Here is a 25,295-nt window from a genome sequence, read left to right as displayed (position 1 = left end):
GTGGGGAAACACGGGCGTCACACGGGTGGGGTTCACTGGGGGGAGACGCCCGACGGGCGCGGGACGGAGGCGCGGCATGGACCTGAACACGATCCAGCGCGTCCGGGTGGTGCGCGAGCGCTCCGAGTTGGCGGGCCGCGGGCCGCGCTCAGCGGTCATCGGAGGCGGCTCCTGGGTGTTCTCCCTCCCCCACGACCACCTCGACGAGCTCCTCGACCTGCAGGGATTCGCGTGGGAGCCGATCGTGCGCACGGACGCCGGGCTCTCGATCGCGGCGACCTGCACGCTCAGCGAGCTCGCCGCGATGCCCGACGCGGGCGACACCGCCCATCCGCTCTTCTTCCAGTGCTGCACGGCGCTGCTGGGCTCCTTCAAGATCTGGAACGTCGCCACTGTCGGCGGCAACATCGCCAACGCCCTGCCCGCCGGACCGATGATCAGCCTCGCCGCCGCGCTCGACGCCACCGCCCTCGTCTGGCGGGCCGACGGCTCGGACGTCGCCGTGCCGGTCGCCGAGCTCGTGACCGGTGACATGACCACCTCCCTGGCCCGGGACGACGTCATCCGCTCGATCGAGTTCCCGCTCTCCTCCCTCCGGGCGCGCACCGCGTTCCGCAAGACGGCGCTCTCCCCTCTCGGACGCTCCGGCGCCGTCGTCATCGGCCGCCTCGACACCGACGGCGCGTTCGTGCTCACGATCACCGCGGCGACCGTCCGGCCGGAGCTGCTCCGCTTCGCCGCCGCTCCCTCCTCGGCCGAGCTCGCCGCGGCCGTCGACGGCGTCGCGACCTGGTTCACCGACCCGCACGGAGCCGCCGACTGGCGCCACGCCGTCGTCCGCGTGCTCGCCGAGGAGATCCGCACCGAGCTGACCGGAGGCGCCCGATGAGGTTCACCGTCAACGGGGAGCCGGTCGACGCCTCCCCCCGCCCCGGCCAGGTGCTGCGCACCCTCCTCCGCGACCACGAGCACTTCGAGGTGAAGAAGGGGTGCGACGCCGGTGACTGCGGCGCCTGCTCCGTCCTCGTCGACGGGACGCCGTTCCACTCCTGCCTCTACCCCGCCCACCGCGTCGAGGGGCGCGAGGTGACGACAGCGGCCGGCCTCGGCACGCCCGAGGAGCCGAGCGCCGTGCAGGAGGCGTTCGTCGAGGCCGGCGCGTTCCAGTGCGGCTTCTGCACGGCCGGCATGGTGGTCACGGCCACGGCGCTCGACGGAGTCCGCGCCGAGGACGTGCCGCGGCTGATGAAGGGCAACCTCTGCCGGTGCACGGGCTACCGCCCCATCCGCGAGGCCGTGACGGGCGCCTGCGCGTCCGTGCACAGCTCGCACGCGGCCGAGCCGTCCGGCGCGGATCGCACGGAGGCCCCGGCCCGCGGACGGCACGCGGCCCCGCCGTCGGGTCTCACCCCCGTCCGCCGCACCGGTCGCCCGTCGGCCGAGGAGTCCCGGGTCGGCCGCTCGCTCGGCGCGCCCGCCGGCCGGCGGATCGTCCAGGGCCGCGAGCCGTTCACCCTCGACGTCGCCGTGCCCGGCCTGCTGCACCTGAAGGTCGTCCAGAGCCCGCACGCCCACGCGCGCATCCGCTCGATCGACACGGCCGCCGCCTGCGCGATGCGGGGCGTCGTCGCGGTCCTCACCGCCGAGGACGTCCCGGACGTCCTCTACTCGACCGCCCGCCACGAGTCCCGGCTCGACGACCCGGACGACACCCGCATGCTCGACACCGTCGTCCGGTTCCGCGGGCAGCGCGTGGCCGTGGTGGTCGCGGAGTCGGTGGCCGAGGCGGAGGCGGCCTGCCGCGCCGTCGAGGTCGACTACGAGGTGCTGCCCGCCGTCTTCGACCCGGAGGAGGCGCGCTCGGTCGGCGCGCCGCTCCTGCACGCCGACAAGGATCCGATCGCCTCGCGCATCGCCCGGCCGGAGGCGAACGTCGTCGCGGAGCTCCACGGAGAGTACGGCGACGTGGCCGCCGGACTCGCCGAGGCCGACGTGGTCGTCGAGGGCCGATACTCGACCTCCCGGGTCGCGCACACGGCTCTCGAGACCCACGGCACCATCGGCTGGCTCGAGGGCGGAGAGCTGGTGCTGCGGACCTCGACGCAGGTGCCCTTCCTCGTGCGCGACGAGATCGCGCGCCTGTTCGACCGCGATCCGTCCACCGTCCGCGTCTTCACGGCACGGGTGGGCGGCGGCTTCGGCGGCAAGCAGGAGATCCTGACGGAGGACGTCGTCGCCCTCGCCGTGCTCGCCACCGGCCGGCCGGTGCAGTTCGAGTTCACCCGGAGCGACGAGTTCACGATGGCCCCCTGCCGACACCCGATGCGGGTCGGCGTCACGCTCGGCGCCCGGCGCGACGGACGGCTGACCGCCCTCGCCGTGGACGTGCTCTCGGACACCGGCGCCTACGGCAATCACGGACCCGGCGTGATGTTCCACGGCACCTCGGAGTCGGTCGCCGTCTACAGCGCGCCCAGCAAGCGCGTCGACGCGCAGGCCGTCTACACGAACAACCTCCCCTCGGGGGCGTTCCGCGGCTACGGCCTCGGGCAGGTGATCTTCGGCATCGAGTCGGCGATGGACGATCTCGCCCGCGAGCTCGGGATCGACCCGTTCGAGCTGCGGCGGATCAACGCGGTGCGCCCGGGCGAGCCGCTGGTGGTCACGCACGTCGAGGGCGACGACATCGGCTTCGCCTCCTACGGGCTCGACCAGTGCCTCGACCTCACCGAGGCGGCGCTGGCCGGCGGCGGCGGCTCCCCCGCCCCCGTCGGACCGGGGTGGCGGACCGGGCAGGGCGCGGCACTGGCGATGATCGCCACCATCCCACCGCGGGGCCACTTCTCGGAGGCGACCGTCACCGTCGACGCCGCGGGCGTGCTGACCATCGGCGTCGGCACGGCCGAGTTCGGCAACGGAACCACCACCGTGCACACGCAGCTGGTCGCGAGCGCCTTCCGAGCCTCGGCCGACCGGGTGCGGATCCGCCAGTCCGACACGGACGCGGCCCGCTACGACACCGGAGCGTTCGGCAGCGCCGGCACGGTGGTCGCGGGCAAGGCCGTCCACTCGGCCGCGACGCGCCTCCTCGCCGAGCTGCAGGCGCTCGCCAAGCGGCTGACCGGGCACGACGAGACATTCGAGCCCGACGACGAGGGCCTGCTCGCTCCGGACGGCACCCGGGTCGCGTTCGCCGATCTGGTCCGCGCGGCCGGCGGACCGGTCACCGCGACCGGGAGCGAGGACGGCGCTCAGCGCTCGCTCGCGTTCAACGTCCAGGGCTTCCGCGTCGCGGTGCACGAGCCGACGGGCGAGGTGCGGATCCTGCAGTCGGTGCAGGCGGCCGACGCCGGCTTCGTGATCAACCCGGCGCAGTGCCGCGGGCAGGTCGAGGGCGGAGTGGCGCAGGCGATCGGCTCGGCGCTGTACGAGGAGGTGATCCTCGACGGCGAGGGCACCGTGACCACGGCGATCCTCCGGAACTACCACATCCCGCAGATGGCGGACGTGCCCGAGACCGAGGTGCTCTTCGCGGACACCGCCGACGAGCTCGGGCCGTTCGGCGCGAAGTCGATGAGCGAGGCGCCCTACAACCCGGTCGCCCCCGCACTCGCCAACGCCGTCCGCGACGCGATCGGCGTGCGGCCGACCGAGCTGCCGCTCTCCCGCGACCGGATCTGGCGGCTCCTGCACCCGGACGCCGCCCCGGTCGCGACCGTCGAGGCGGAGGCGCCGCCCGGCTGAACGACGACGGGCTGAGCGCCGCCCGACTGAACGACGACGGGCTGAGCGCCGATCGACCGCCGCAGCTCAGACGCGCGACGCGAGCTCCGTGCTCGCCCGGGCGACCTCGCGGGCGATCGCGTCCTCGTCCGCGTTCACCAGCCGTCCCTCCCGCACCGTCGGGCGACCCTGCACCAGGAGCAGGCTCAGCGGGGGCTGCGCTCCGAGTGCGAGGGCCGCGACCGGGTCCGCGATGCCCGCGTGCTCGATCCCGTCGATCCGCCAGAGCGCGAGGTCGGCGAGCTTGCCGACCTCGATCGAGCCGATCTCGTCCTGCCGGCCGAGCACCCGGGCCCCGCCGATGGTGGCGACCGAGAGGGCCTGCCGGGCGCTCATCCGGTCGGCACCGGCGCGCAGGCGGTTCATCAGGACCGCGGCGCGGATCTCGGAGCCGAGCTGCCCGGACTCGTTCGACGCCGCGCCGTCCACGCCGAGGCCGACCGGTGCTCCCGCCGCCAGCAGCTGCGGGATCGGCGCGATGCCCGCCGCGAGCCGGCCGTTCGAGGACGGGCAGTGCGCGACTCCGGTGCCCGTGGCCGCGAACTTCGCGATCGCGTCGGCGTCGAGGTGGACGCAGTGCGCCATCCAGACGTCGTCGCCGAGCCAGCCGAGCGACTCCAGGTGGTCGGTGGGCGAGAGGCCGAACGCCTCCCGCGTGTAGGCGTCCTCCTCCACGGTCTCGGAGCCGTGGGTGTGCAGCCTGACCCCGAGCTGACGGGCGAGGACGGCCGACTCTCGCAGCAGGTCGGTGGTCACCGAGAAGGGCGAGCACGGGGCGATCGCGACCCGCACCATCGCGTCGGCGGAGGCGTCGTGGTACCGCTCGACCGCCTCTCCACTGGCCTGCAGCGCTGCCGCCGTGGTCTCGACGGCGAAGTCCGGCGGGAGGCCGCCCCGGGACTCGCCGAGGTCCATCGACCCGCGGGTCGCGTGCAGCCGGAGGCCGAGGGTGCCGGCCGCGTCCACGATGCCGCCGACGATGTCGCCCGAGCCCCGCGGGAAGACGTAGTGGTGGTCGGCGACGGTGCTGCAGCCGGACCGGGCGAGGACGCCCATCGCGCCGAGGGCGGCGGAGCGGGTCAGGTCGGCGTCGATGCGTGACCAGGCGGGGTAGAGAGCGACCAGCCAGTCGAAGAGGATCGAGTCCTGCGCCCAGCCGCGGGTGAGCCACTGGTAGAGGTGGTGGTGCGTGTTGACGAGCCCGGGAGTGAGCAGGTGGCCGCGGCCGTCGACCCGCGTGAGCGTGATCGCCTCCTGCGCCGGCAGGCCCGTCGGCGACCGTCCGTCGAGGGCCCATGCCGGAGGGTCGCCGGCCCCGACGGCGACGATGCGCGAGTCGTCGACGACGACGTGGCCGACGGGGTGCTCGGTCCCGTGCGCGTCGACGGTGGCGACGTGGGCTCCGGTGAGGACGTGGCGCTGCATGCCCCGAGCATGGCAGCGCGGTGTTTCGCGGCCGTTTCCCGCCGCAGTGCGATCACGCCGGTGCGATCACGCCGGCGCACAGCCAGCGGAGGACGTGCGGCTCAGCGCGCCGCGTGGATCGGGCCCGAGCGCCCAGCGAGCGGCTCCCCCGACGTCCCCGTGCGCGCGGCGAGCACCTCCGCGAGGATCGACACTGCCGTCTCCTCCGGCGTCGACGCGCCGATGTCCAGGCCGATCGGCGAGTGCAGGCGGGCGAGCGCCTCCTCCGTCACTCCCGCCTCGCGCAGCAGCCGCAGCCGCCGCTCGTGGGTGCGCCGCGATCCCATCGCGCCGACATAGGCGACCGGGAGCGCGAGCGCGGTCTCGAGCAGCGGGATGTCGAACTTCTCGTCGTGAGTGAGCACCGCGATCACGGTGCGGGAGTCGACCTCGGCGCGGGCGAGGTGGTCGGACGGCCACTCGACGACGACCTCGTCCGCGCCCGGGAAGCGCTCGGCGGTCGCGAACACCGGACGCGCGTCGCAGACGGTCACGCGGTAGCCGAGCAGGGCGCCGGCGGAGCAGAGCGCGGCGGAGAAGTCGACGGCGCCGTAGATCAGCAGGCGCGGCCGCTCGGCGTGCACGACGTAGGCGACCTCGAGCTCGGCCCCCCGGCAGGCGGTCTCGACCGTGGCCGAGCGGCCGGAGGCCAGGCGCGCCTCGCGCTCGGCGAAGATGCGGCGGGCTGTGTCCTCGTCCAGGTGCGGGCCGACGACGTCCTGGAGGCGCGTCGCTCCGGTGAGGACGAGGCCGACCAGCTCCTCCGGGCCGCCGACGACGATCGCCAGCGCGGCCGAGCGGCCGGCGCGGGCGGCGCGCAGCTCGGCGAGGACCGCGGTGCAGCCGGAGTCGACGACCTGGCCGAACACGCGCAGCTGCCCCCCGCAGGACAGGCCGGCGGCGAAGGCCGCCTCGTCGTCGAAGCCGAAGTGCTCGGACGCGCTGCCCGAGGTGCCGAGCACCTCCTGGGCCAGCGCGTACGCCTGCGCCTCGACGCAGCCGCCGGAGATCGAGCCGATCGCGCGCCCCTCCGCGTCCACCGCCATCGAGGAGCCGAGAGCGCGGGGAGCCGAGCCGAAGACGTGCGTGACGGTGACGACGGCGACGCTCCCACCCGCCTCGACGCGCTCGAGCAGGGCGGCGGCGATGTCGAGCACGACGGCCTCCTCTTCTCGGACGGGAGGCGACGGCGCCGGGGCTGCGGGGAGGCCGGGCGGAGCCGCCGACGGGCGCTCACACGCAGGAAACATGCCGAGTATAGGGTCGATCCATGCCTGACGACGCTCCCTTCCTCGACCTCGTGATCCGCGCCTCCGACGTGCTGACCGAGAACGGCCGGCGTCCGGCCAGCATCGCGATCGCCGAGGGCCTGATCGTCGCGGTCGGCGAGCGGGACGCCCCCTGGCGGACCACGGAGGAGATCGTCCTCCCCGAGGGCCAGGTCCTGATCCCGGGGATCGTCGACACCCACGTGCACGTCAACGAGCCGGGCCGCACGGAGTGGGAGGGCTTCGCCTCCGCCACCCGCGCGGCCGCCGCCGGGGGCGTCACCACGATCATCGACATGCCGCTGAACTCGATCCCGCCGACCACGACGGTGGCGGGGCTCGAGGCCAAGCGCGCGGCCGCCGGGCCGCAGGCACAGGTGGACGTCGGCTTCTGGGGCGGGGCGATCCCCTCGAACCTCGGCACGCTGCGCGAGCTCCACGACGCGGGCGTCTTCGGCTTCAAGTGCTTCCTCTCGCCGAGCGGCGTGGACGAGTTCCCGCACCTGAGCCGGGAGCAGCTCGTCGAGGCGATGCGCGAGATCGCCGCCTTCGACGGACTGCTGATCGTGCACGCCGAGGACCCGGCCGAGCTGGAGGCGAGCGCGCTGGAGCCCGGCGCCTCCTACGGCGCGTTCGTCGACTCCCGCCCGCCCGCCTCCGAGCGCAGCGCGATCCTGCACGTGATCGAGGCCGTCCGCGAGACCGGCTGCCGCGCGCACATCCTGCACCTCTCCTCCGCCGACGCGCTGCCGCTCCTGCGCGAGGCGAAGGCCGAGGGGCTGCCGATCACCGCCGAGACCTGCCCGCACTACCTCACCTTCGACGCCGGCTCGATCCCCGACGGCGGCACGCAGTTCAAGTGCTGCCCGCCGATCCGCGACGAGCGCAATCGCGAGCTACTCTGGAAGGGGCTGCTCGACGGGACGATCGACATCATCGCCTCGGACCACTCCCCCGCCACCGCCGAGCTGAAGCTCCCCGCGGGCGGCGACTTCGGCGTCGCCTGGGGCGGGATCTCGGGACTCGAGCTGAGCTTCCGCGCGGTCTGGACCGGGGCCCGCGAGCGGGGCATCCCGCTCGAGCAGGTCGTCGCCTGGATGTCCACGGCGACCGCCGCGTTCGCCGGGCTCGGCCAGAAGGGCCTGCTGCACGCGGGGTCCGATGCCGACCTGGTCGCGTTCGACCCGGAGGCGCAGTGGCGCGTGGACGTCGACGCCCTCTCGCACCGGAACCCCGTCTCGGCCTACGAGGGCCGCGTCCTCCGCGGCGCCGTCGCCGCCACCTGGGTCGGCGGCCGCCGTGTCACCACCGAGACGGTCCCGCCCGCCGGGCGCCTCCTCACCCGCCCCTGACCTCGATCCGCCGATGCCCCGCCTCCCTGACGACAGCTCGGGGAGCTCCCCCGCTCACGCCGAGCGCCGCCGTGTCATCGGCAGGTTTCGAGCGTGTGAACGGAGGCGGGTCGGAGCCGCGGAGCGGGCGGATCGCACAAGACTCGGAGTCCCGGGGGCGGCTCATCGGGATGCTCCGCCGGTGCGCGGAGCCCCCGGCAGGCGCAAGGCTGGCAGACGGGCTCGCAGGAGCCGCGAGCAGGACGGGCACCACCGCGTGACCGGGCCCGGCCGCACGGAACGGACAGGAGCGGACATGTCGATCATCCTCGGGGACCACCAGTACGGGAAGGCCGAGAACCGCGTCGTGCGGATCTACCGCGAGACCCCGCGGCACGAGATCCACGACGTCAACGTCTCCACGGCCCTCCGCGGCGACTTCGAGGCCGCGCACCGAGAGGGAGACCAGTCGGCCGTCCTGCCCACGGACACGCAGAAGCAGACGGCGTACGCCTTCGCCAAGGAGAAGGGCCTGCGCTCGATCGAGCCCTACGGCCTCGAGCTGGCCCGCCACTTCGTCGACGGCTACGAGCCCGTCCACGGCGCCCGCATCGAGATCGAGGAGTTCGCCTGGGAGCGCGTGCTGGTGGACGGGCGCGAGCACGACCACACCTGGGTCCGGAAGGGCCAGGAGACGCGGATCGCGTCGGTCACGGTCGAGGGCTCGGGCGACGAGCGGCGGATCTGGATCACCGGCGGCTTCAAGGACCTCACCGTCCTCAAGTCCACGGGGAGCGAGTTCCACGGCTTCCTCACCGACCCGTACACGGTCCTCCAGCCGACGAACGACCGGGTGATGGCGACCTCGCTGGTCGCGAAGTGGCGCTTCGCCCTGAGCGAGGACGAGATCGCGGCGATGGACTGGGAGGCGGTCTACGCGGGCGTCAAGGCGCTCCTGACGAGCCGCTTCGCGACCGTGCACTCCCTCGCCCTCCAGCAGACGCTCTTCGAGATGGGGAAGGCGGTCCTGGAGGAGTACCCGCAGATCGTCGAGATCCGTCTCTCCGCGCCGAACAAGCACCACTTCGTCTACGACCTCTCGCCCTTCGGCGTCGAGAACGACAACGAGGTCTTCCACGCCGCCGACCGCCCCTACGGGCTGATCCAGGCGAGCGTCACCCGCGACGACGCGCCGCCCGCGGGATCCGCCTGGACCGCCTACACGGGCCTGGTGTGACCGGCGCCGGGGGCGTCCACCGGGGGCACGTGCTGCACGTCGCCGGGGGTGCGACGCTCGCGACCGCGCGGGAGTCGCTGGTGTCGATCCCGGACGGCGCTCTCGCCGTGGACGAGGACGGCACGATCGCCTGGGTCGGTCCGTACCGCGAGCTGCCGGACCGCTTCGCGCTCCTGCCGGTCTCCGGCGACGCCGCGTCGATCCTGCTGCCCGGCTTCGTCGACGCGCACGTGCACTTCCCCCAGACGTTCTCGACCGACGGCTTCGGCGGCGGCCAGCTGCTCGAGTGGCTCGACCGGACGGTGTTCCCGGCGGAGGCGCGGCTCGCCGACCCGGAGTTCGCCGACGTCGTCGCGCGCGCCTTCACCCGGCGGCGGGTGGCCGCGGGCACGACCGCCGCGATGGTCTTCGGCTCCGCGTTCCCGGCCGCGCAGGACGCCCTCTTCGAGCGCACCCGCGAGGCGGGGCTGCGGATCGTGTCGGGGCGCGGCATCCAGACCACGGGCCCGGCCTCGGCGGCGCCCTTGATCACCTCCGAGGAGGAGGCGCTGACGCTCGCGTCGGAGGAGATCGACCGCTGGCACGGGAGGAACCCGCTCCTGCAGGTCGCGCTCGTCCCGCGGTTCTCGCTGTCCGTCACTCCCCGGACCCTCGGAGCGCTCGGCGACCTCTACGACGACGTCCGCAGACGCGGCGTCTACGTGCACAGCCACCTCAACGAGAACGACCGGCCCGGCGACGGCGAGATCGCCGCCGTGCTCGGCGCGTACGGCACCCGCAGCTACCTCGACACCTACGACGGGCTCTTCCTCCCCGGCTCCGCGCGCGGAGGCTCCTCCCTCCTCGGGCCGCGCACGATCCTCGCCCACGCCGTGCACTGCCAGGACGCGGAGCTGCACCGGATGGAGGAGACCGGCACCTCGATCGCCCACTGCCCGACCTCGCAGCAGTTCCTCGGCTCCGGCACCATGCCCTGGCGCCGGACCGCCGCCTCGGGGGTCACCGTCGCCCTCGGTTCGGACGTGGGCGCGGGCGACGAGTGGCTGCTGGCGCGAGTGGCGAACGACGCCTTCAAGGTGCACCTCTCGGAGCCCGGCGACGCGGCCGTCGCCCTGCATCCGGCCGAGCTCCTGTTCACGGTGACGCTCGCCGGCGCGCGGGCGCTCGACCAGGAGGAGCGGTTCGGCAGCCTCGACCCCGGGAAGGACGCGGACTTCCTCCGCATCGAGCCCGACCGGTGGGAGCCGCTCGCCGACGTCCTCGCCCACGGGATCCGCGCGGACGACGAGGAGGAGGCGACGGCCCAGCTGCTCTTCGCCCTGCTGATGACCCTGCGCGAGCCGGCGATCGCCGCGGTGCACGTCCGGGGCAGGCGGATCGCGCCTCCGGAGTGACGGGGCCGGCCCGGGCGGCGCGGTGCGGACCGCGCGCACCCGGCCGTCAGCGCAGGCGCAGCGCCAGGAACAGGTCGGCGCGGTCCGCGGTGTCCGACAGGTCGCGCTGCGTCAGCTCCTCCACCCTCGCGATGCGGTACCGCACCGTGTTCAGGTGCAGGTGCGTCTGCTCCGCCGTGCGCACCCACGAGCCGCCGCAGTCGAGGAACGCCGCGAGCGTGGCGACCAGCTGCGAGCCGTAGCGCGCGTCGTGCTCGACGAGCCGCCCGAGCACCAGCTCGACGAACACCGAGCGCAGGTGGTCGGGGACCGCGCTCAGCAGCTGCACGGCGGAGGTGACCTCTCCGGAGTCGCTGACCCGCACGGGAGCGTCGTCGCCCGGCGAGCCCGGCAGCAGCATCCCGTAGCGTGCCGAGCGGAGGGCGCCGCCGAGCGCGGGCAGCGGAGTCGCGGCGCTCGTCCCGACGCGCAGCACGGCGCCCGGCCACGCGGCTCCCGCTCGCCGCAGCGCCGAGGTGACGACGGCGAGCGGATCCGCGCCGGTGGGGATCGCATCGGTCGCCTCGGTGGGCAGCACCGCCACCGCGCAGCCCTGGGCGTCGCGTCCGACCACGGCGCGGCCCAGGTGCGCGGCGGCGTCGACCAGGACACGGCGCGCCAGGTCCGGGGGCGCGTCGCCCTCGAACTCGGCGGCGACCACGGCGCACCGCCCGGCTCCGCCGAGTCCGAGCTGCCGCAGGTACACCGCGGCCTCGGGCTGCTCGCTGTCCTCCTCCACGAGCTCGAGCAGGCGGTCGGCGAGAGCGGAGTCGGCCGAGAGCGCCGCCTCCCGCTGCAGCCGGTAGACCCCCACGACTCCGGCGAGCTCCGTCACGGCGTCGAGTACTGCGGCGGGCCAGTCGTTCCAGTCGCCCCCGACGACGACCAGCCAGGAGGTGGCGCGGTGCTCGCCCGCGCCTGCGACGGTGAGGACCGACAGGGCGCCGCCGCGGGCGTCCGCGACCACGACCGGGCTGCGCCGGGCCGTGAGCGCCGCGTGCACGACCCGCTCGATCTCCCCCAGCCCCAGGGGCGAGGCGGAGGCCGCGGTCCGGCCGGTCGCGGTCAGCACCGACACGGGGAGTCCGAGCTCGCGCGAGGTGCGCGTGACGAGCTCGTCGAGCTGCTGCCCCCGGTAGACCTCGGTCAGCAGCTCCCGCTGGCGGGCGAGGGCGGCCGTCAGCCGGGCCACGCGGTCGCCGGCGAGGGCGTTCGACAGGTGCGCCGTGATCGCGCCGAACGACACATCGGCCGGCACGGCGATCAGCGGGACGTCGTGCTCGCGGCAGGCGACGACGAGGTCGTCCGGCACGAAGCCCAGCAGCCCCTCGCCGGCGAGCAGAGCGCTGGCACCCGAGTCCGCGACCGCGGCGACGAAGGCCGCGCTGTCCTGGGCGTCCCGACGCCAGACCAGACCGGTCAGCACCAGCTGGTCGCGCGAGATGTAGCGGCGCGGGTCGAGGAGATCGGTCGTGAAGATGCCGTCGACCGGCCGGGCGAGCGCTCCGTCGCCGGCGACCAGCACGCGCAGCCGCAGCTGCGGCGCGTCGAGGACGTCCTGCAGCTGCATCAGCTGCCCCGGTAGGTCGAGTAGGCGAAGGGGCTGAGCAGGAGCGGGATGTGGAAGTGCGCCTCCTCGTCGTCGAGGCGGAAGGCGACGACGACCTCGGGGTAGAACGACTCGGTGCCCGAGGCGGCGAACCAGGCGCCGGTGTCGAAGACGACCCGGTGCACCCCGGCGGCCAGGCGCTCCGGCCCGAAGGCCGCCACGCGGCCGTCGTCGTCGGTGCGGGCCTCGGCGAGGCGCTCCCAGCCGGAGCCGGCACGGGCGTCGAGAGCCACCGGGACCCCGCGCGCGGGGCGGCCGCGGACGGCGTCGAGCACGTGGGTGGTGACGCGGCTGGCGTGCCCGCTCATCGTGCGGCCTCCGCCCGGACGAGGCGCCCGTCGTCGAGGCCGCGGACGCGCAGCACCGTGATCTCCCGCAGCTGCTCCGCGACGATGCGGGCCTCCGTCTCGTCGTCGAGCCCGAGTCTCCGCTCCAGCTCCGCGACGACCTCGGCCCGGTCGCGGCCGGCCGCGCGGAGGAGGAACACGCGCCCGAACCGCTCCTCGTAGGCGCGGTTGCCGGCCAGCAGCCGCCGGGTCAGCTCCTCGTCGCCCGTGCGGCTCGCCGCCTGCTCCGCGGCCGAGAACGCGGAGGAGCGCCCCGCACCCGCGTGCCGCTCCCCGATCCGCGGGTGGTCGGCCAGCGCCGCCTCCACCTCCTCCTCGGTGAGCGTGCGCGCGGCCCGCTCGGCCGCGTCGGCGAGCGCGTCGGCCGACGGGTAGGGCGCGCCGGAGGCGACCTCGTCGGCCCAGCGGGGGACGGCGAGGCACGCGAGCAGCACGTCGCGGGCGGTCTCGGATCGGGTGTCGGTCATGCGGTCTCCTTCGTCCGGCGGAGCAGGGGCTCTGCCTGCGGCACGATGGTCGGATGGATCTGGTCGGGAGTCGGGACCTCGTCGGGCTGGTGCTCGCGGCGGGTGCGGGGCGCCGGGCGGGCGGCCCGAAGGCGCTGCGGTGCGACGCGGCGGGAGTTCCCTGGGTGGAGCGAGCCGTCGAGAGGCTCCGCGCGGTGGGCTGCGAGCGGGTGCTCGTGGTCCTGGGCGCGGAGGCCGGACGGGCGCGCCTCCTGGTGCCGCCGTCCGCGGACGTGGTCGTCGCGGCGGAGTGGGAGAGCGGCCTCTCGGCGTCGCTCCGCGCGGGTCTCGCCGCGGCCGAGGGCGTCGCCGCGCTGGTCGCCCTGGTCGACCTGCCCGAGGAGCCGCCGAGCGTGGCGGCCCGGCTGCTCGCGGAGGCGCCGGTCGCGCCGGACGTGCTCGCCCGCGCGGTCTTCCGCGGTCGGCCCGGTCATCCGGTGCTGCTGGGACGGGACCACTGGCCGGAGCTCCTCGAGGGCGTGCACGGCGACTCCGGCGCGCGCGACCTGCTCCGCGCGAGGGGCGCGCGCGGGGTGGAGTGCGGCGATCTGTGGTCGGGAGCCGACCGCGACGGGCCGGACTGAGCGACTCACGCCAGGTCCGCGTCGTCGAGGGCGGCGGCCAGCGCCCGCCAGGCCAGGGTCGCGCAGACGGAGCGGACGGGATTGCCCGCCACCGCGAGCAGTGCCTGCTCGTCGCCGGCGAGAGCACCCTCCCGGTGCGCCATCGCCGCGAGGAACGCGTCGATCCGCTCCCGCATGTCCGACGCCGGCAGCCCGTCGAGACCGTCCACGAGCAGCGACGCGGATCCCCGCGAGACCTCGCACCCCCGCCCGCTCCAGGCGAGGCGCACCTGCTCGACGCCGCCGTCGACGCGCAGCTCGATCCGGTCGCCGCAGGTGGGGGTGATCAGCTCGGCACGGCCGAGGGCCGGGGCCGGGTCGGCCTGCCCGACGGGGTCCTTGGCGTGCGCGCGGATCAGCTCCGCCGCCTCGCTCACGGCCGGTCCTCCAGCTCGGCGAGCTCCGCGTAGGCCGTGCTGATCCCGGCGATCCGCTCGCGCGACTCCCTCGGGGACGCGCCGAGCACTCCGGACGCCACGAGCGCGACCGCGCTCATCGCCGCCGCGTAGCTGTCCAGCGCCGTGCCGCTGTCGACCGGGCACTCCAGCCAGACCGCCGCGTGCTCCGCGTAGCGCCGGGCGGGCGAATCCGCGAGGAGCACCACGGGCACCTCGCGCGCGGCGAGCGTCCCGATCAGGGCGGCGAAGGGGGCGGGGCGGCGGCGGAAGCCGACCAGCACCACGACGTCCTCGGCTCCGAGCCCCTCGAGCTCCTCGCCGAGCGACTGGCCGGGCTGCGGGGCGATCCGGACGCGTCCGCGCGCCTGCGCGAGCTGCTGGCGCAGGTGCAGCGCCACCGGGTAGCTGTTGCGCAGTCCGATCACGACGACCTCCCGCGCTCCCGCGATCAGCAGCACCGCCTCCTCCAGCCGCCCGTCGCCGAACGCGGCGGCCAGCCGGGCCAGGTTCGCCCGCTCGCTCTCGAGGTGCGCGGCGAGCGGATCCCCCTGCCCCTGCGCGGGACCGACCGGCACTCCGGAGGACCGCAGCGCCCGGGCGTGCTCGCGCACCTCCTGCGAGTTCGAGAACCCCAGGCGGCGGAACAGCCGCGAGACCGTGGCCTTGGACACTCCGCTGTGCTGGGCGAGCTCGGTCGCCGTGTAGACGGCCAGGTCGCCGAGGTGGTCGAGGATGAAGTCGGCCGCCCGCTGCTCCTGCCGCGACAGCGCGGCGTAGCCGGCATCGATGCGGTGGCCGATGCTCGTCGAGGGGGCCGGGGCGGGAGTCACGCGGTCGGCGTCCCGTCGGCGAGCGCCAGCACGGCCGCCTCGAACGCGTCGAGCGCGGTCGCGACGTCGGCCTCGGTCACGTTCTCGTCCGGGTGGTGGCTGACGCCGCCCTCGCAGCGGAGGAAGAGCATCGCGTACTCGGCGAGGTCGGCGACCGCCATCGCGTCGTGGCCGGCCTTGGAGAACAGCACCATCGGCTCCGCGTCCCCGGTCGCGCGGATGCCCGCGCGCACGACGTCCTGCAGCCGAGACGAGGCGACGACCGCGGGGGCCGAATGGGTCTCCTCCACCGTCAGCGCGAGACGGCGGCGCGACGCCGACTCCGACATCGCGTGCTCGATGGCGTCCCACGCCGTGTCGCGCTGGGCGTCGGTCTCGGCGCGGAGGTCGAGGCTGAACTCGACCCGGCCGGGGATGACGTTGACCGCGCCCGGGAAGGTCTCGAGCCGGCCGACCGTGGCGATCACGCCCTGCTCCCGCGCGATGCGCTCCACCGCGAGCACGGCCTCGGCCGCCCCGGTGAGCGCGTCGCGGCGGCGGTCGAGCGGAACTCCGCCCGCGTGCCCGGCCTTGCCGGTGAGGGTGAGTGCGAAGCGGCGGGCGCCCGCGATCGAGGAGACCACGGCGAGGGCGCGGTCCGCCTCCTCCAGGTAGGGGCCCTGCTCGATGTGCGCCTCGAGGTAGGCGAGCACGTCCTGCGCGTCGCGCGCGGCGGTGCGGATGCGCGAGGGGTCCAGCCCGAACTCGTGGAACGCCTCGACGAGCGTCGTCCCGTCGGCGTCCTCGAGCTCCCACCAGTGCTCGTCCCAGGTGCCGGCGAGGGCGCGGGAGCCGAGGAGCGCCGTGCCGAAGCGGGTGCCCTCCTCGTCGCCGAACGCGACGACCTCGACGGCGAACGGCAGGCGCCGGCCTGCCCCGTGCAGGCGCGACACCACGGCGATCGCGAGCATCACGCCGAGGATCCCGTCGTAGCGGCCCGCGTCGGGGACCGTGTCGAGGTGGGAGCCGAGCAGGAGCGCCGGGAGTCCCGGAGTCGCGCCCTCGTAGCGGCCGCACTGGTTGCCGGCCGCGTCCTGCCAGGTGCGCATGCCGGCCTCGGTCATCCAGCGCGCGGCCATCGCGTTCACCCGGGCGTGCTCGGGCGAGAGGTAGACCCGCTCGATGCCGTCGCGGCTGGAGGAGACCGCGGCGAGCTCGTCGCAGCGGGCCATGATCGCGGCGGCGTCGAGGGCGGGGGCGGCGGCGGCGGCGGGGGGCGCGGTCGTGGTGGCGGGGTCCGTGGTGGTGCCGGTCATGCGCGTGCCGCCCCGTAGACCTCGTAGGCCCCCGCGACTCCGCCGCCCACCGGCACGGAGGCGCCCGCGCGGCGCAGCACCGCCTCCAGCGCCGCCAGGGTGGTCAGCACCGCGTCCGTCCGGGCGTTGTAGCCCATCGTGCCGATGCGCCAGACCTTCCCGTGCAGCGGCCCGAAGGACGTGCCGATCTCGATGCCGAAGTCGGCGAGCATCTCCCCGCGCACCGCGTCCCCGTTCACGCCCTGCGGGATGCGCACCGCGACGACGTTCGTCATCTTGTGCCCGACGTCGCCGAACACCTCGAGGTCGAGGCCGCGGACTCCGGCGAGCATCGCCGACCCGTGCAGCGCGTGGCGGGCGACCGTCTCGTCCAGACCCTCCTCGACGACGATGCGGGCGCACTCGCGCGCGCCGTAGAGCATCGTGGTCGCCTCGGTGTGGTGGTTGAGGCGGCGCGGCCCCCAGTAGTCGAAGACCATGCCGAGATCGAAGTAGTTGGAGCGGACGCGGCGGGCGCTGACGGTGTCGCCCTCGTCGCGGATCCCCGCCTCGATGCTCCTGCGCGACTCGATCACCGCGACGGCCTTCTCCGAGAAGGTGACGGGAGCCGATCCGGACGGGCCGCCCAGGCACTTCTGGAGCCCCGCGGTGACCGCGTCGAGCCCGAGCTCGTCGGTCGCGAAGGCGTTGCCCGCGAGGGAGGCGGTGACGTCGGTGTAGAAGAGGGCGCCGTGCTTCTCGCAGAGGGCGCCGAGCTCCTCCAGCGGCTGCGCCATGGTGGTCGACGTGTCGCCGTGGACCACGGCCAGCATCTTCGGCTTCACCCGGGCCAGGGCCTCGGCGATCGCCGAGACGGGGAAGACCTGCCCCCACTCGGCCTCGATCACGTGCACCTCCGCGCCGCAGCGCTCCGCGATCTCCCGGAGGAGGTGCCCGAACCGCCCGAAGACCGGCACGAGCACGCGGTCGCCCGGCTCCAGCATCGAGACCAGCGCCGCCTCGATTCCCGCACGGCTCGTGCCGTCGACGAGCATCGTCTTCTCGTTGCGGGTGCGGAACACCTGCCGGTACAGCGCCTGCGTCTCCGTCATCGTCGCCGTCATGAACGGGTCGTACTGCCCGACCAGCTGCGCCGACATCGCACGCAGGACGCGCGGATCCGCGTTGATCGGGCCCGGCCCCATCAGCAGGCGCGGCGGCGGATCGACGGGGAGGAACGGTGCGGGCGCGGTCATGGCCACCTCTTCACGAGCGGGAGAGAAACAGCTGTTTCACTCGGAGAGCCTATGGGACGGACGTTTCGCCGGTGTTTCACGAGGTGCGGCGGGTCACCCGGGAGGTCCGCGGGACACTGGTCGGCATGAGGACAGCGCCACACCGAACGGTCACCGGCCGGTGACCGAGGACCAGATCGTCGCTCTCGTCTGGGCGCCGATCGCGATCGTCTTCGGAGCGGTGTTCATCGGCCGGCGCGAGTGGATCTCCGCGCGGGCCCGTGACCAGCTGCGCAGGCGGGGGCAGAGGGTCGGGCCGAGGACGCAGTCGCCCGTCGTGATGGCCGCGGGAGGCGCCCTCTTCGTCGTCGTCGGCGTCGTCGTGATCCTGCTCACGCTGACGTCGGTCCTCCGCGGACCCTCCTGAGCCGTGTCGGGGTCTCGGCACCCCTCCGGCGGCGCAGCGCTCCTCCACAGGGGCGGCTCAGGGTCTGATTCTCCTGATCGGACGCCTCTGCGGCCCGGGTGTCGGTGGTCGCTGATTCAATACAGGTATGGCGGATCGGATGCGGCAGGGACTCGAGGAGGTCCGCGCCCTCGGCGACCGTGCGGCGCTGCTCGCCCGGTCCGCGGCTCCGCTCCACCTCGCCTCCGCCGAGGCGCTGCACGAGGCGTACAGGGCTGCGCTCCGCCGCCCCGAGGCGTTCGCTCGCGGCGGGTCACCCAGCGAGTCGCGCGACCTCGTGGAGCGCTCGGTGCGGGCCGAGCTCGCCGTAGCGCTGGCCGTGTCCGAGCGCGTGGCCGCCCGGGAGCTCGAGCACGCCCGCCTGCTGGTCGAGCACCTCCCGTGCACGCGCGCCGCGCTGGCCGAGGCGCGGCTGCGCTGGGAGGCGGGGCAGATCGTCTGCGGAGTCGCCGCGACCCTGCCGCCGGCCTCCCTCCCGGAGTTCGACGAGCGCGCTGCGGGACTCGCCGCCTCGATGACGCCGACCCAGCTGCGGGGACGCCTCGTCCGACTGCGCGACGAACTCCACGAGAGTCCTCTGGCCGACCGGCACGCCCGCGCTCGGGAGGACCGGTCGGTCCGGGTCTCGCCCGAGCAGGACGGCATGGCCACGCTCTGCGCGACCCTCCCCGCTCCGGCCGCGATGGGCGCGCTCGCGCGGCTCGACCGGATCGCCCGCACCCTCCGCGACGGGAACGGCGACAGGACGGGCGGCGGGAGCGGTCCGGCGCAGGAGCGCACGCTCGCGCAGCTGCGGGCCGACGCGCTCGTCGACCTGCTCTGCGACGGCGACGTGTCCGGTACGGCGCCAGGCGACGAGAGGCCGCGGACGTCTGCTCGCGGCATCCGGGCCGAGGTGCGTCTGACCGTGGCCGCGAGCACCGCGGCCGGGCAGGACGAGACGCCGGCAGAACTGGACGGCTACGGCCTCGTCCCGGCCGGCGTCGCGCGCGAGCTCCTCGGACCCTGCTCGGCCGTCACCCCGGTGCTCATCCACCCGAGCTCGGGTGCCGTCGTCTCGGTCGGCAGGACGCACCGCCTCCCTCCCCCGCGGATGCGCCTCGCACTCCAGCTGCGCGACCGGACCTGCCGCTTCCCCGGCTGCACCCGGCCGGCGGCGACGGCCGAGGCCGACCACACGCTGGAGTGGCGCCACGGAGGCGACACCGCACTCCACAACCTGGCGTCGCTCTGCGTCGGCCACCACCACGTCCGCCACGGGGACCGCTGGACCTACACGCTCCACCCCGACGGTTCGGCCGACTGGACCACCCCCACGGGCCGCCGCGTGGTCACCCGTCCACCCGATCCGCCCGCGCCGCCGCGGCCACCGCGCAGGCCGAGCTTCAGCGATGCGCCGCCGCCGTTCTGACCGCGGGACATGCTGCGCTCCTGCGGGCGCGGGATGCCCCCCACCCGCACTCGGAGCGCGCCCTCAGAGCGCGCCGGCCAGCTCCAGGAGCGCGAGGTCCGATCCGCGTGGCCCGACCAGGCAGAGCCCCACCGGAGCACCGTCGACGCTCAGCCGCGGCACCGACAGCGCCGGATGCCCGCCGATCCCCGCGACGCAGGTCAGGCCGAGCGTCGCCGACCGTGCCGCGTCGATCGTCTCGGCCGACGCGTCGAGGGTCGGCGCGACCGACGACGCCGACGGCAGGAGCAGCACCCGCCCGTCGAGCGCGCCGTCGAGCGCCTGCCGGAAACCCGCGACCCGCGCCCGCGCGGCCGCCTCCGTCTGCTCGTCGACGAGCGCCGCCGCGTCGAACCGCGCCTGCACGTCCGCCGCCAGCACTCCCGGATGCGCCGCGACCCACGCGCCGCTCGACCGCCACGCCTCCGCGGCCTGCACCAGCCGGAACGCCTCGAGCATCTCCGCCACGGCCGGCAGCTCGACCTCGTCGGCGCTCATCCTCCCGACCGCCGATCGGAACGCCGCCCGGACGGCCGCGTCCACTCCGCCCAGCAGTGCCGGCGCCACCGCGAGACTCCGGACCGGCGGGCCGGACGGCAGGCAGACCTCGGCCACCCGCCTCAGCGTGCCGAGGTCCCGCGTCAGCCACCCGACGGTGTCGAAGCTCGGCGCCAGCGGCAGCAGCCCCTCGACGGGCACCGCACCGTGGGTCGTCCTCAGCCCCCACAGGCCCTGGTAGGAGGCGGGTACCCGGATCGATCCCGCCGTGTCGGTCGCCAGCCCGACGGCGGCCTGCCCGAGCGACACGGCGGTCGCCGGTCCGCTCGACGATCCGCCCGGGATCGCTCCGGGCACGGCTGGATTGGGCGGCGTCCCGTAGCCGGAGTTCCGGCCGGCGATGCTGTACGCGAACTCGTCGGTCTGAGCGATCCCGCGCACCGACGCTCCCGCTGCGAGCAGCTGCGCGACGGCCGGAGCGGTCGCCGCCTCGATCGGCGCGGAAGCGAGGCGGGCCGGCACTCCCGCGCCGATCCGCTGGCCCTCGATCGCGAAGAGGTCCTTGACCGCGACGTCCAGTCCGTCGAGGGTCCCGGAGCCGGCGGCCGGCACGAGCGGCGCGCCGACGGCCCGCCAGACGCGGGGGTCCAGCGCGAGCGAGGGCGCCTGCACCTGCGCGGCGCGCACCCGCCAGGTCCCGCCCTCGCGCGACCACAGCTGCGTGACGAGCCCGCGCCCGCCACGGGCCGGAGCGTTCACGCTCACCACGAGCGCCGTGCCCGCATCGACCGCCCTGACGTGCAGCTCCATCAGCTCCCGCACCGGCGCCCCGCCGCGACGACCCCGGAAGCCGGTGATCACCGCGTGGCCGACGAGCAGCCCGGAGGCGTCGCCCCGGAGCGTCGTCGGCGCGTCGACGAACGCGTCGGCGAGCGCCGCGACGTCGTCCGCCCCGAGCGCCGCCTCGTACGCCAGGACCGCGTCCACCAGCCCGTCCGGCAGGTCGCCCTCGAGCGTCGTCACCCGCGGGTCAGTCATCGAAGTCGGCCGTCCGGACGCGTGCGTGCACGCCCTTCACCAGGTCGACCACCTGCGAGATGTCGAAGTCGGTCGCCGCGCTGAGGTAGGCGTAGGCGTGAGCCGGGTCCATCCCGTAGCGGGCCGCCAGCAGCGCGATGGCCGCGCGGACGCACTTCTGCACGGCGACGTCCAGGTCCTCGTCCATCCCGGTGGGCACGAGGAACTCGCCGGTCTCCCCCATCGGCCCGAGCAGCTCCCCGAACGCCGCGAGCGCCTCGGCGCGCGGGACGACCTCCAGTCGCACCCGGACGCGCAGGCTCGCCTCCATCGCCGTCAGCGCCACCTCGCCGTCGCCCTGCGCGAAGTGGGGATCGCCGACGTACGCGAGCGCGTCCGGGACCTGCACGGGAAGGTAGAGGCTGGTTCCGGCGGTCAGCAGTGCGATGTCGATGTTGCCCCCGTGCGCACCGGGCGGCACGGAGTGCGGGCGCTCCTCCCCTGCGACGGCGACGCCCATGATCCCGAGGAACGGCCGGAGCGGGAACCGGGCGGCCCGCTCCCCTCCCGGCACCAGCGGGATCACGCCGCGGAGACCGCCCTGCGCGTCCTCGTCGACGCGCACGAAGACGCTGAACGGCCCCTCCTGCAGCGGGTACTCGCCCGGCAGCGCCCCGCGGCCGTACCGGTTCGAGACGACTCCGTACGGCACGCGCGGCTCGGCCTCGAGGAGGGTCATCCGGAGCAGGTCCCCCGGCAGCGCTCCCCGGACGGCGATCGGCCCCGTGACCACGTGGGGCCCGTCCGTCTCGCCGTCGCGGAACGGCCCGTCCGCGGCGAGCGCGACCGCGTCGCGCAGAACCCCCTCGGGAGCGACTCCGTGGCGGCCGAAGAAGGCGACCGGATCGCGGCCCTGATCCTCCAGCACGCCCTCGTGGCTGAGCGTGTCGATGACGACCTCGGCCCCCGAGTCGACGGTGAGCACGGGCGCGTCCGCCGCGCACGGCAGGCGCCCCCACAGCACCGAACCCGGCTCGGCCGGCAGGTAGTCCACCCCCGGCGGCACTCCCTCACCGGGCTGCACCGCCCACTCCGTCCACCGCATGCGCGTCCGCCTCCCGCGCGGCCCGTCCGCGCCGTCCGACCCTAACCGCGCCGTGTTTCGAGCATGTGCACGCGTGTGCCACGATTCTCCAGACCCGCCCCCGACGACAGGACTCCCGTGTTCCGACGCCTGCGCACCCGCTCCGAGGGCGCGACCCTCGGCCTGATGCTCGCCCTCACCTTCTCGACCGGCATCATCGACGCCGTCGGGTACCTCGGGCTCGACCGCGTCTTCGCCGGCAACATGACCGGCAACGTCGTCATCCTCGGCATGGCCCTCTCCGGCGCGGCCGACCTGCCCGTGGTCGGACCCCTGATCGCGCTGGGCGCCTTCATGATCGGCGCCGTGATCGGCGGCCGGGTGCTCCGCCCGGTGAAGAAGGGCTGGACCTCGCGCTCGACCTGGCTCTTCGCGGTGGTCGGTATCCTGCTCGGCGTCCTGGCGATCGTGCTCGCGGTCGTGCCCGAGCACCCCGAGCCGCTCGCCTTCACCGTCACCGGCATGCTGGGCGGGGCGATGGGCCTCCAGGCCGCGACCGCCCGCCACCTCGCCGTCAAGGACGTCACGACGGTCGTCGTCACCTCGACGATCACGGGCCTCGCTGCGGACTCCCGCCTGGCGGGTGGCTCCGGTCAGCCGTGGTTCCGCCGCGCGGCCGCGATCGTCCTGATCGCCGCGGGTGCCGGAGTCGGCGCGCTCGCCCTGCTGGTCGGACTCTGGCTCGGCCTGGCGATCGCCGCCGTCATCACGCTCGTCGCGACGCTGCTGGGCGAGCTCGTCGTCCACTCCCGGTACGCTCCGGCGCCCGCCGACGCCGCCGCCTGAGGCGGCGCCTTCCGGTGCCTCAGCGCGGCAGCTGCTGGCAGTGCGGGCAGAGGTGCGAGGAGCGGTTCATGAACGGCACCCGCACGATCGCCTCGCCGCACCGGGCGCACGGCTTCCCCGTCTGCCCGTAGGCGTGCAGGCTGTGGGAGAAGTAGCCGGAGGCGCCGTTCACGTTCACGTACTGCGCATCGAAGCTGGTGCCGCCCTCGGCCAGCGCCCGTTCGAGCACCGAGCGCACCTCGGCGAAGAGGCGGCGGATGCGCGCCTCGCCGAGCGACGAGCTCGGCCGCTCCGGGTGCAGCTCCGCCGCCCACAGCGACTCGTCCGCGTAGATGTTCCCGATGCCGCTCACGAGCGTCTGGTCGAGCAGCGCCCGCTTGATCCCGCTGCTCCTCCTCGCCAGCGACGCGACGACCGAGCCCAGGTCGAAGGAGGGGTCGAGCGGATCGCGGGCGATGTGCGCGACCTGCGAGGGCACGGCGCGCAGCCAGCCGCCTCCGCGGACCTCCTCGCCCGCGTAGCCGCCCGGCGCTCCGTCCGGGGTCGGCACCAGAGCGTCGACCGCCATCGAGCCGAAGATCCGCTGGTCGACGAAGTGCAGGGCGAGCTCGCCGTGCTCGGGGTGCTCGATCCCGATCCGGATGCGCGCCAGCCGCGGCAGCGCCGCATCCGCCGTGCGCAGCAGCACCTGGCCGCTCATGCCGAGGTGCACGAGCAGCGCCTCGTCGCGGCCCGCGGGCAGCCAGAGGAACTTCCCGCGTCGCACCGCCGCTTCGAGCCGGCGCCCGACGAGCAGGCGCTCGAAGGTCCCGTGCGGATGCACGTGCCGCTTCAGCGAGCGCTCGTCGACGATCTCGACGCCGGTCACCAGGGAGCCGGTGACCGCGGGAGCGAGACCCGCCCGCACCACCTCGACCTCGGGCAGCTCGGGCACGGTCAGTCCGAGACCGCTGGAGCGACGGCTGCGCCGGGGGCCGCCAGACGCGTCCACGCGTCGAGCGCGGCGGCCATCTCGGCCGCCTTCTTGCTCGTCCCCTCGCCGCGGGCGGTGACGAGTCCGCCGACGATCACGGTGGCGACGAACACCTTGCTGTGGTCGGGGCCGGTGGCGGCGATCTCGTAGCGCGGGGCCGGCGCACCGCGCTCGGCGGCCGCCTCCTGGAGGCTCGTCTTCGGGTCCATCGAGACGCCGAAGCGGAGCGGATCGGCCCGCAGAGGGGCGATCAGGCGCAGCACCAGGTCGCGGGCCGCGTCGGGCCCGGTTCCCAGGTAGACGGCGCCGATGATGGCCTCGACGGTGTCGGCGAGGATCGACGCCTTGTCGCGGCCGCCGGTCAGCTCCTCGCCGCGTCCGAGGCGGAGGAACTCGCCCAGGCCGATGCCGCGGGCGATCTCGGCGAGCGCGACGGTCGAGACGAGGCTCGCCCGTCGCTTCGCCAGGTCGCCCTCGCTGAGGGCGGGGTACTCGGTGTAGAGCATGACGGTCACGGCCTGCCCGAGGATCGAGTCGCCGAGGAACTCGAGGCGCTCGTTGTGCGGGATGCCGCCGTGCTCGAAAGCGAACGACCGGTGCGTCAGGGCGAGCTCGAAGAGCTCACCGTCGAGGCTCACGCCGAGCGTGGCCTCCAGACGCGACCGGTCGTCGCTGGAGGGTCGTGCGGAGGTCTGGTTCACCATGGACCGCGGTCCGTTCGTCGAGGGGCGGTGCGCCCCGCGCCGTGCGGACCAGGAGCGGGATCAGACGTCGGCGACCTTGCGGCCCTTGTACTCGAGGAACAGCGCGGTGCCCGCGGAGTCCTCGACGACCTTGGCGCGGTGGGGAAGGCTGTAGACGACCTTGCCGTTCTCGATGGTCTTGACGAGGGTGGGGACCTCGGCCTTCCACTGCGAACGACGGGCGTGGGTGTTCGCGCGGGACTTCTTCCTCTTGGGAACAGCCATGATTCTCTCTTCTCTACCTCTAGTCGGATTCGGTGCGGGCGGTCGCGCCCTCACCGCTGTCTGCGGAAGCTCTGTCGGTGGAAGCTCCGGGCGCTGCGGCCCCGCCGTCCCCCTCGCTCAACCCTGCGAGCGCGGCCCACCGGGAGTCGCGCGGCGCCTCGGGTTCGGGCGTGGAGGAATCGGCCAGCCGCTCCCCCGTGACGGGGTCGAGGCCCGGACAGTCCGGCCGGCAGACCGGCTGGAACGGCAGCGACAGAACCACCGCATCCCTGACCAGAGGTTCAAGATCCACGTGGTCGTCGTGAACCTCATAGTCGAAAGCTTCGTCAGAAGAGTACGCGAAAAGTTCCTGGAACTCGACATCGACAGGCAGGGAGATGTCGGTCAGGCACCGGCTGCACTCGCCGTCGGCCCTCGCCGACACCTCGACACTGGCCAGGATCCCCTCGTGCACGGACTCGAGCCGGACGTCGAGATCGACGGCCGATCCCTTGCGGACCGCGACGATCCCCTCGCCGAACTGCTCCGGCGCCTCGAGCTCGAGGCGGTGCTCGCGCATCTCGCCCGGCCGCCTCACGAGGTCGCGCACGTTCACGGTGAACGGCGTCTTCTTGAAAGTAGTCACAAGGGTCCAGCCTACCCCTCCCGCCCCGGA

The 25,295-nt window shown here is 74.6% G+C and carries 24 protein-coding genes; 9 read left to right on the top strand and 15 right to left on the bottom strand.

The window, feature by feature from the left end; all coding sequences use genetic code 11:
• Positions 1-76: 76 nt before the first annotated feature.
• On the top strand, positions 77-889 hold the full coding sequence (locus C5C59_RS11055; protein ID WP_104239518.1) for an FAD binding domain-containing protein: 813 nt from the start codon (positions 77-79) through the stop codon (positions 887-889).
• On the top strand, positions 886-3,744 hold the full coding sequence (locus C5C59_RS11050) for a molybdopterin cofactor-binding domain-containing protein (protein WP_104239519.1): 2,859 nt from the start codon (positions 886-888) through the stop codon (positions 3,742-3,744). The genes C5C59_RS11055 and C5C59_RS11050 overlap by 4 nt, the downstream gene beginning before the upstream one ends.
• 66 nt (positions 3,745-3,810) lie before the next feature.
• Here the strand turns inward: C5C59_RS11050 and C5C59_RS11045 are convergent, their stop codons facing one another.
• A complete protein-coding gene (locus C5C59_RS11045) occupies positions 3,811-5,208 on the bottom strand; it encodes an 8-oxoguanine deaminase (protein WP_104239520.1) in 1,398 nt (465 codons plus the stop codon).
• Between the two features lie 101 nt (positions 5,209-5,309).
• Entirely contained in the window at positions 5,310-6,404 is a 1,095-nt protein-coding gene (locus C5C59_RS11040) for an XdhC family protein (protein WP_258062725.1), read from the bottom strand.
• Between the two features lie 113 nt (positions 6,405-6,517).
• Between C5C59_RS11040 and allB the strand changes: the two genes are divergently transcribed.
• The 3 genes from allB to C5C59_RS11025 all read left to right on the top strand — a co-directional run bounded on the left by allB (position 6,518) and on the right by C5C59_RS11025 (position 10,477).
• Entirely contained in the window at positions 6,518-7,867 is a 1,350-nt protein-coding gene (gene allB / locus C5C59_RS11035) for an allantoinase AllB (RefSeq protein WP_104239522.1), read from the top strand.
• 295 nt (positions 7,868-8,162) lie between these two features.
• Entirely contained in the window at positions 8,163-9,083 is a 921-nt protein-coding gene (pucL, locus tag C5C59_RS11030; RefSeq protein WP_104239523.1) for a factor-independent urate hydroxylase, read from the top strand.
• Positions 9,080-10,477, top strand: a complete 1,398-nt coding sequence (locus tag C5C59_RS11025) for an amidohydrolase family protein (RefSeq protein WP_104239524.1) — start codon at positions 9,080-9,082, stop codon at positions 10,475-10,477. Before pucL ends, C5C59_RS11025 begins: the two co-directional genes overlap by 4 nt.
• A 46-nt stretch (positions 10,478-10,523) precedes the next feature.
• On the opposite strand, the gene C5C59_RS11020 is transcribed toward C5C59_RS11025, so the two are convergent.
• The 3 genes from C5C59_RS11020 to uraD are packed head-to-tail and all read right to left on the bottom strand — an operon-like array spanning position 10,524 to position 12,939.
• Complete coding sequence (locus C5C59_RS11020; RefSeq protein ID WP_104226647.1) at positions 10,524-12,086, bottom strand: PucR family transcriptional regulator; 1,563 nt, start codon at positions 12,084-12,086, stop codon at positions 10,524-10,526.
• Complete coding sequence (uraH, locus tag C5C59_RS11015) at positions 12,086-12,433, bottom strand: hydroxyisourate hydrolase (protein WP_104239680.1); 348 nt, start codon at positions 12,431-12,433, stop codon at positions 12,086-12,088. The genes C5C59_RS11020 and uraH overlap by 1 nt, the downstream gene beginning before the upstream one ends.
• Entirely contained in the window at positions 12,430-12,939 is a 510-nt protein-coding gene (gene uraD / locus C5C59_RS11010) for a 2-oxo-4-hydroxy-4-carboxy-5-ureidoimidazoline decarboxylase (RefSeq protein WP_104234584.1), read from the bottom strand. Before uraD ends, uraH begins: the two co-directional genes overlap by 4 nt.
• A gap of 53 nt (positions 12,940-12,992) precedes the next feature.
• On the opposite strand from uraD, the gene C5C59_RS11005 reads away from it, so the two are divergent.
• Positions 12,993-13,562 (top strand): NTP transferase domain-containing protein, encoded by a 570-nt coding sequence (locus C5C59_RS11005; protein WP_104239681.1) that lies wholly within the window; start codon positions 12,993-12,995, stop codon positions 13,560-13,562.
• 5 nt (positions 13,563-13,567) lie between these two features.
• On the opposite strand, the gene C5C59_RS11000 is transcribed toward C5C59_RS11005, so the two are convergent.
• Genes C5C59_RS11000 through C5C59_RS10985 form a run of 4 tightly spaced genes read right to left on the bottom strand, consistent with a single transcriptional unit; the run spans position 13,568 to position 17,359 of the window.
• Positions 13,568-13,978, bottom strand: a complete 411-nt coding sequence (locus tag C5C59_RS11000; protein WP_104239682.1) for an iron-sulfur cluster assembly scaffold protein — start codon at positions 13,976-13,978, stop codon at positions 13,568-13,570.
• On the bottom strand, positions 13,975-14,829 hold the full coding sequence (locus tag C5C59_RS10995) for a MurR/RpiR family transcriptional regulator (protein ID WP_219812509.1): 855 nt from the start codon (positions 14,827-14,829) through the stop codon (positions 13,975-13,977). The genes C5C59_RS11000 and C5C59_RS10995 overlap by 4 nt, the downstream gene beginning before the upstream one ends.
• Entirely contained in the window at positions 14,826-16,124 is a 1,299-nt protein-coding gene (locus C5C59_RS10990; RefSeq protein ID WP_104251269.1) for an allantoate amidohydrolase, read from the bottom strand. Before C5C59_RS10990 ends, C5C59_RS10995 begins: the two co-directional genes overlap by 4 nt.
• Positions 16,121-17,359, bottom strand: a complete 1,239-nt coding sequence (locus C5C59_RS10985) for an alanine--glyoxylate aminotransferase family protein (RefSeq protein ID WP_258062724.1) — start codon at positions 17,357-17,359, stop codon at positions 16,121-16,123. The genes C5C59_RS10990 and C5C59_RS10985 overlap by 4 nt, the downstream gene beginning before the upstream one ends.
• A gap of 160 nt (positions 17,360-17,519) precedes the next feature.
• On the opposite strand from C5C59_RS10985, the gene C5C59_RS10980 reads away from it, so the two are divergent.
• A complete protein-coding gene (locus C5C59_RS10980; protein ID WP_104239596.1) occupies positions 17,520-17,765 on the top strand; it encodes a hypothetical protein in 246 nt (81 codons plus the stop codon).
• Between the two features lie 127 nt (positions 17,766-17,892).
• On the top strand, positions 17,893-19,215 hold the full coding sequence (locus C5C59_RS10975; protein WP_104239597.1) for an HNH endonuclease signature motif containing protein: 1,323 nt from the start codon (positions 17,893-17,895) through the stop codon (positions 19,213-19,215).
• 63 nt (positions 19,216-19,278) lie between these two features.
• On the opposite strand, the gene C5C59_RS10970 is transcribed toward C5C59_RS10975, so the two are convergent.
• Together C5C59_RS10970 and C5C59_RS10965 are read right to left on the bottom strand one after the other, a co-directional pair.
• Positions 19,279-20,790: an AtzH-like domain-containing protein gene (locus C5C59_RS10970; protein WP_104239598.1), complete on the bottom strand. Its 1,512-nt coding sequence runs from the start codon at positions 20,788-20,790 to the stop codon at positions 19,279-19,281.
• Positions 20,783-21,874, bottom strand: a complete 1,092-nt coding sequence (locus tag C5C59_RS10965; RefSeq protein WP_104239599.1) for an acetamidase/formamidase family protein — start codon at positions 21,872-21,874, stop codon at positions 20,783-20,785. The genes C5C59_RS10970 and C5C59_RS10965 overlap by 8 nt, the downstream gene beginning before the upstream one ends.
• A gap of 117 nt (positions 21,875-21,991) precedes the next feature.
• Between C5C59_RS10965 and C5C59_RS10960 the strand changes: the two genes are divergently transcribed.
• Entirely contained in the window at positions 21,992-22,699 is a 708-nt protein-coding gene (locus C5C59_RS10960; RefSeq protein ID WP_308470726.1) for a YoaK family protein, read from the top strand.
• 19 nt (positions 22,700-22,718) lie between these two features.
• Here C5C59_RS10960 and mutM read toward each other — a convergent pair whose 3' ends face one another.
• Genes mutM through C5C59_RS10940 form a run of 4 tightly spaced genes read right to left on the bottom strand, consistent with a single transcriptional unit; the run spans position 22,719 to position 25,199 of the window.
• Positions 22,719-23,633, bottom strand: a complete 915-nt coding sequence (mutM, locus tag C5C59_RS10955) for a bifunctional DNA-formamidopyrimidine glycosylase/DNA-(apurinic or apyrimidinic site) lyase (protein ID WP_104239601.1) — start codon at positions 23,631-23,633, stop codon at positions 22,719-22,721.
• Between the two features lie 2 nt (positions 23,634-23,635).
• Positions 23,636-24,376: a ribonuclease III gene (gene rnc, locus C5C59_RS10950; protein ID WP_104239602.1), complete on the bottom strand. Its 741-nt coding sequence runs from the start codon at positions 24,374-24,376 to the stop codon at positions 23,636-23,638.
• 60 nt (positions 24,377-24,436) lie between these two features.
• A complete protein-coding gene (gene rpmF / locus C5C59_RS10945; RefSeq protein ID WP_104223482.1) occupies positions 24,437-24,640 on the bottom strand; it encodes a 50S ribosomal protein L32 in 204 nt (67 codons plus the stop codon).
• Positions 24,641-24,659: 19 nt separating this feature from the next.
• Complete coding sequence (locus C5C59_RS10940) at positions 24,660-25,199, bottom strand: DUF177 domain-containing protein (protein WP_104226701.1); 540 nt, start codon at positions 25,197-25,199, stop codon at positions 24,660-24,662.
• Positions 25,200-25,295 lie beyond the last annotated feature (96 nt).

Origin of the sequence: Rathayibacter sp. AY1F4, from assembly GCF_002931775.1 — a bacterium.
GTDB lineage: Bacteria > Actinomycetota > Actinomycetes > Actinomycetales > Microbacteriaceae > Rathayibacter.
Note: the sequence above shows the minus strand (reverse complement) of the source record. Positions and strands in the feature narration are given on the sequence as shown.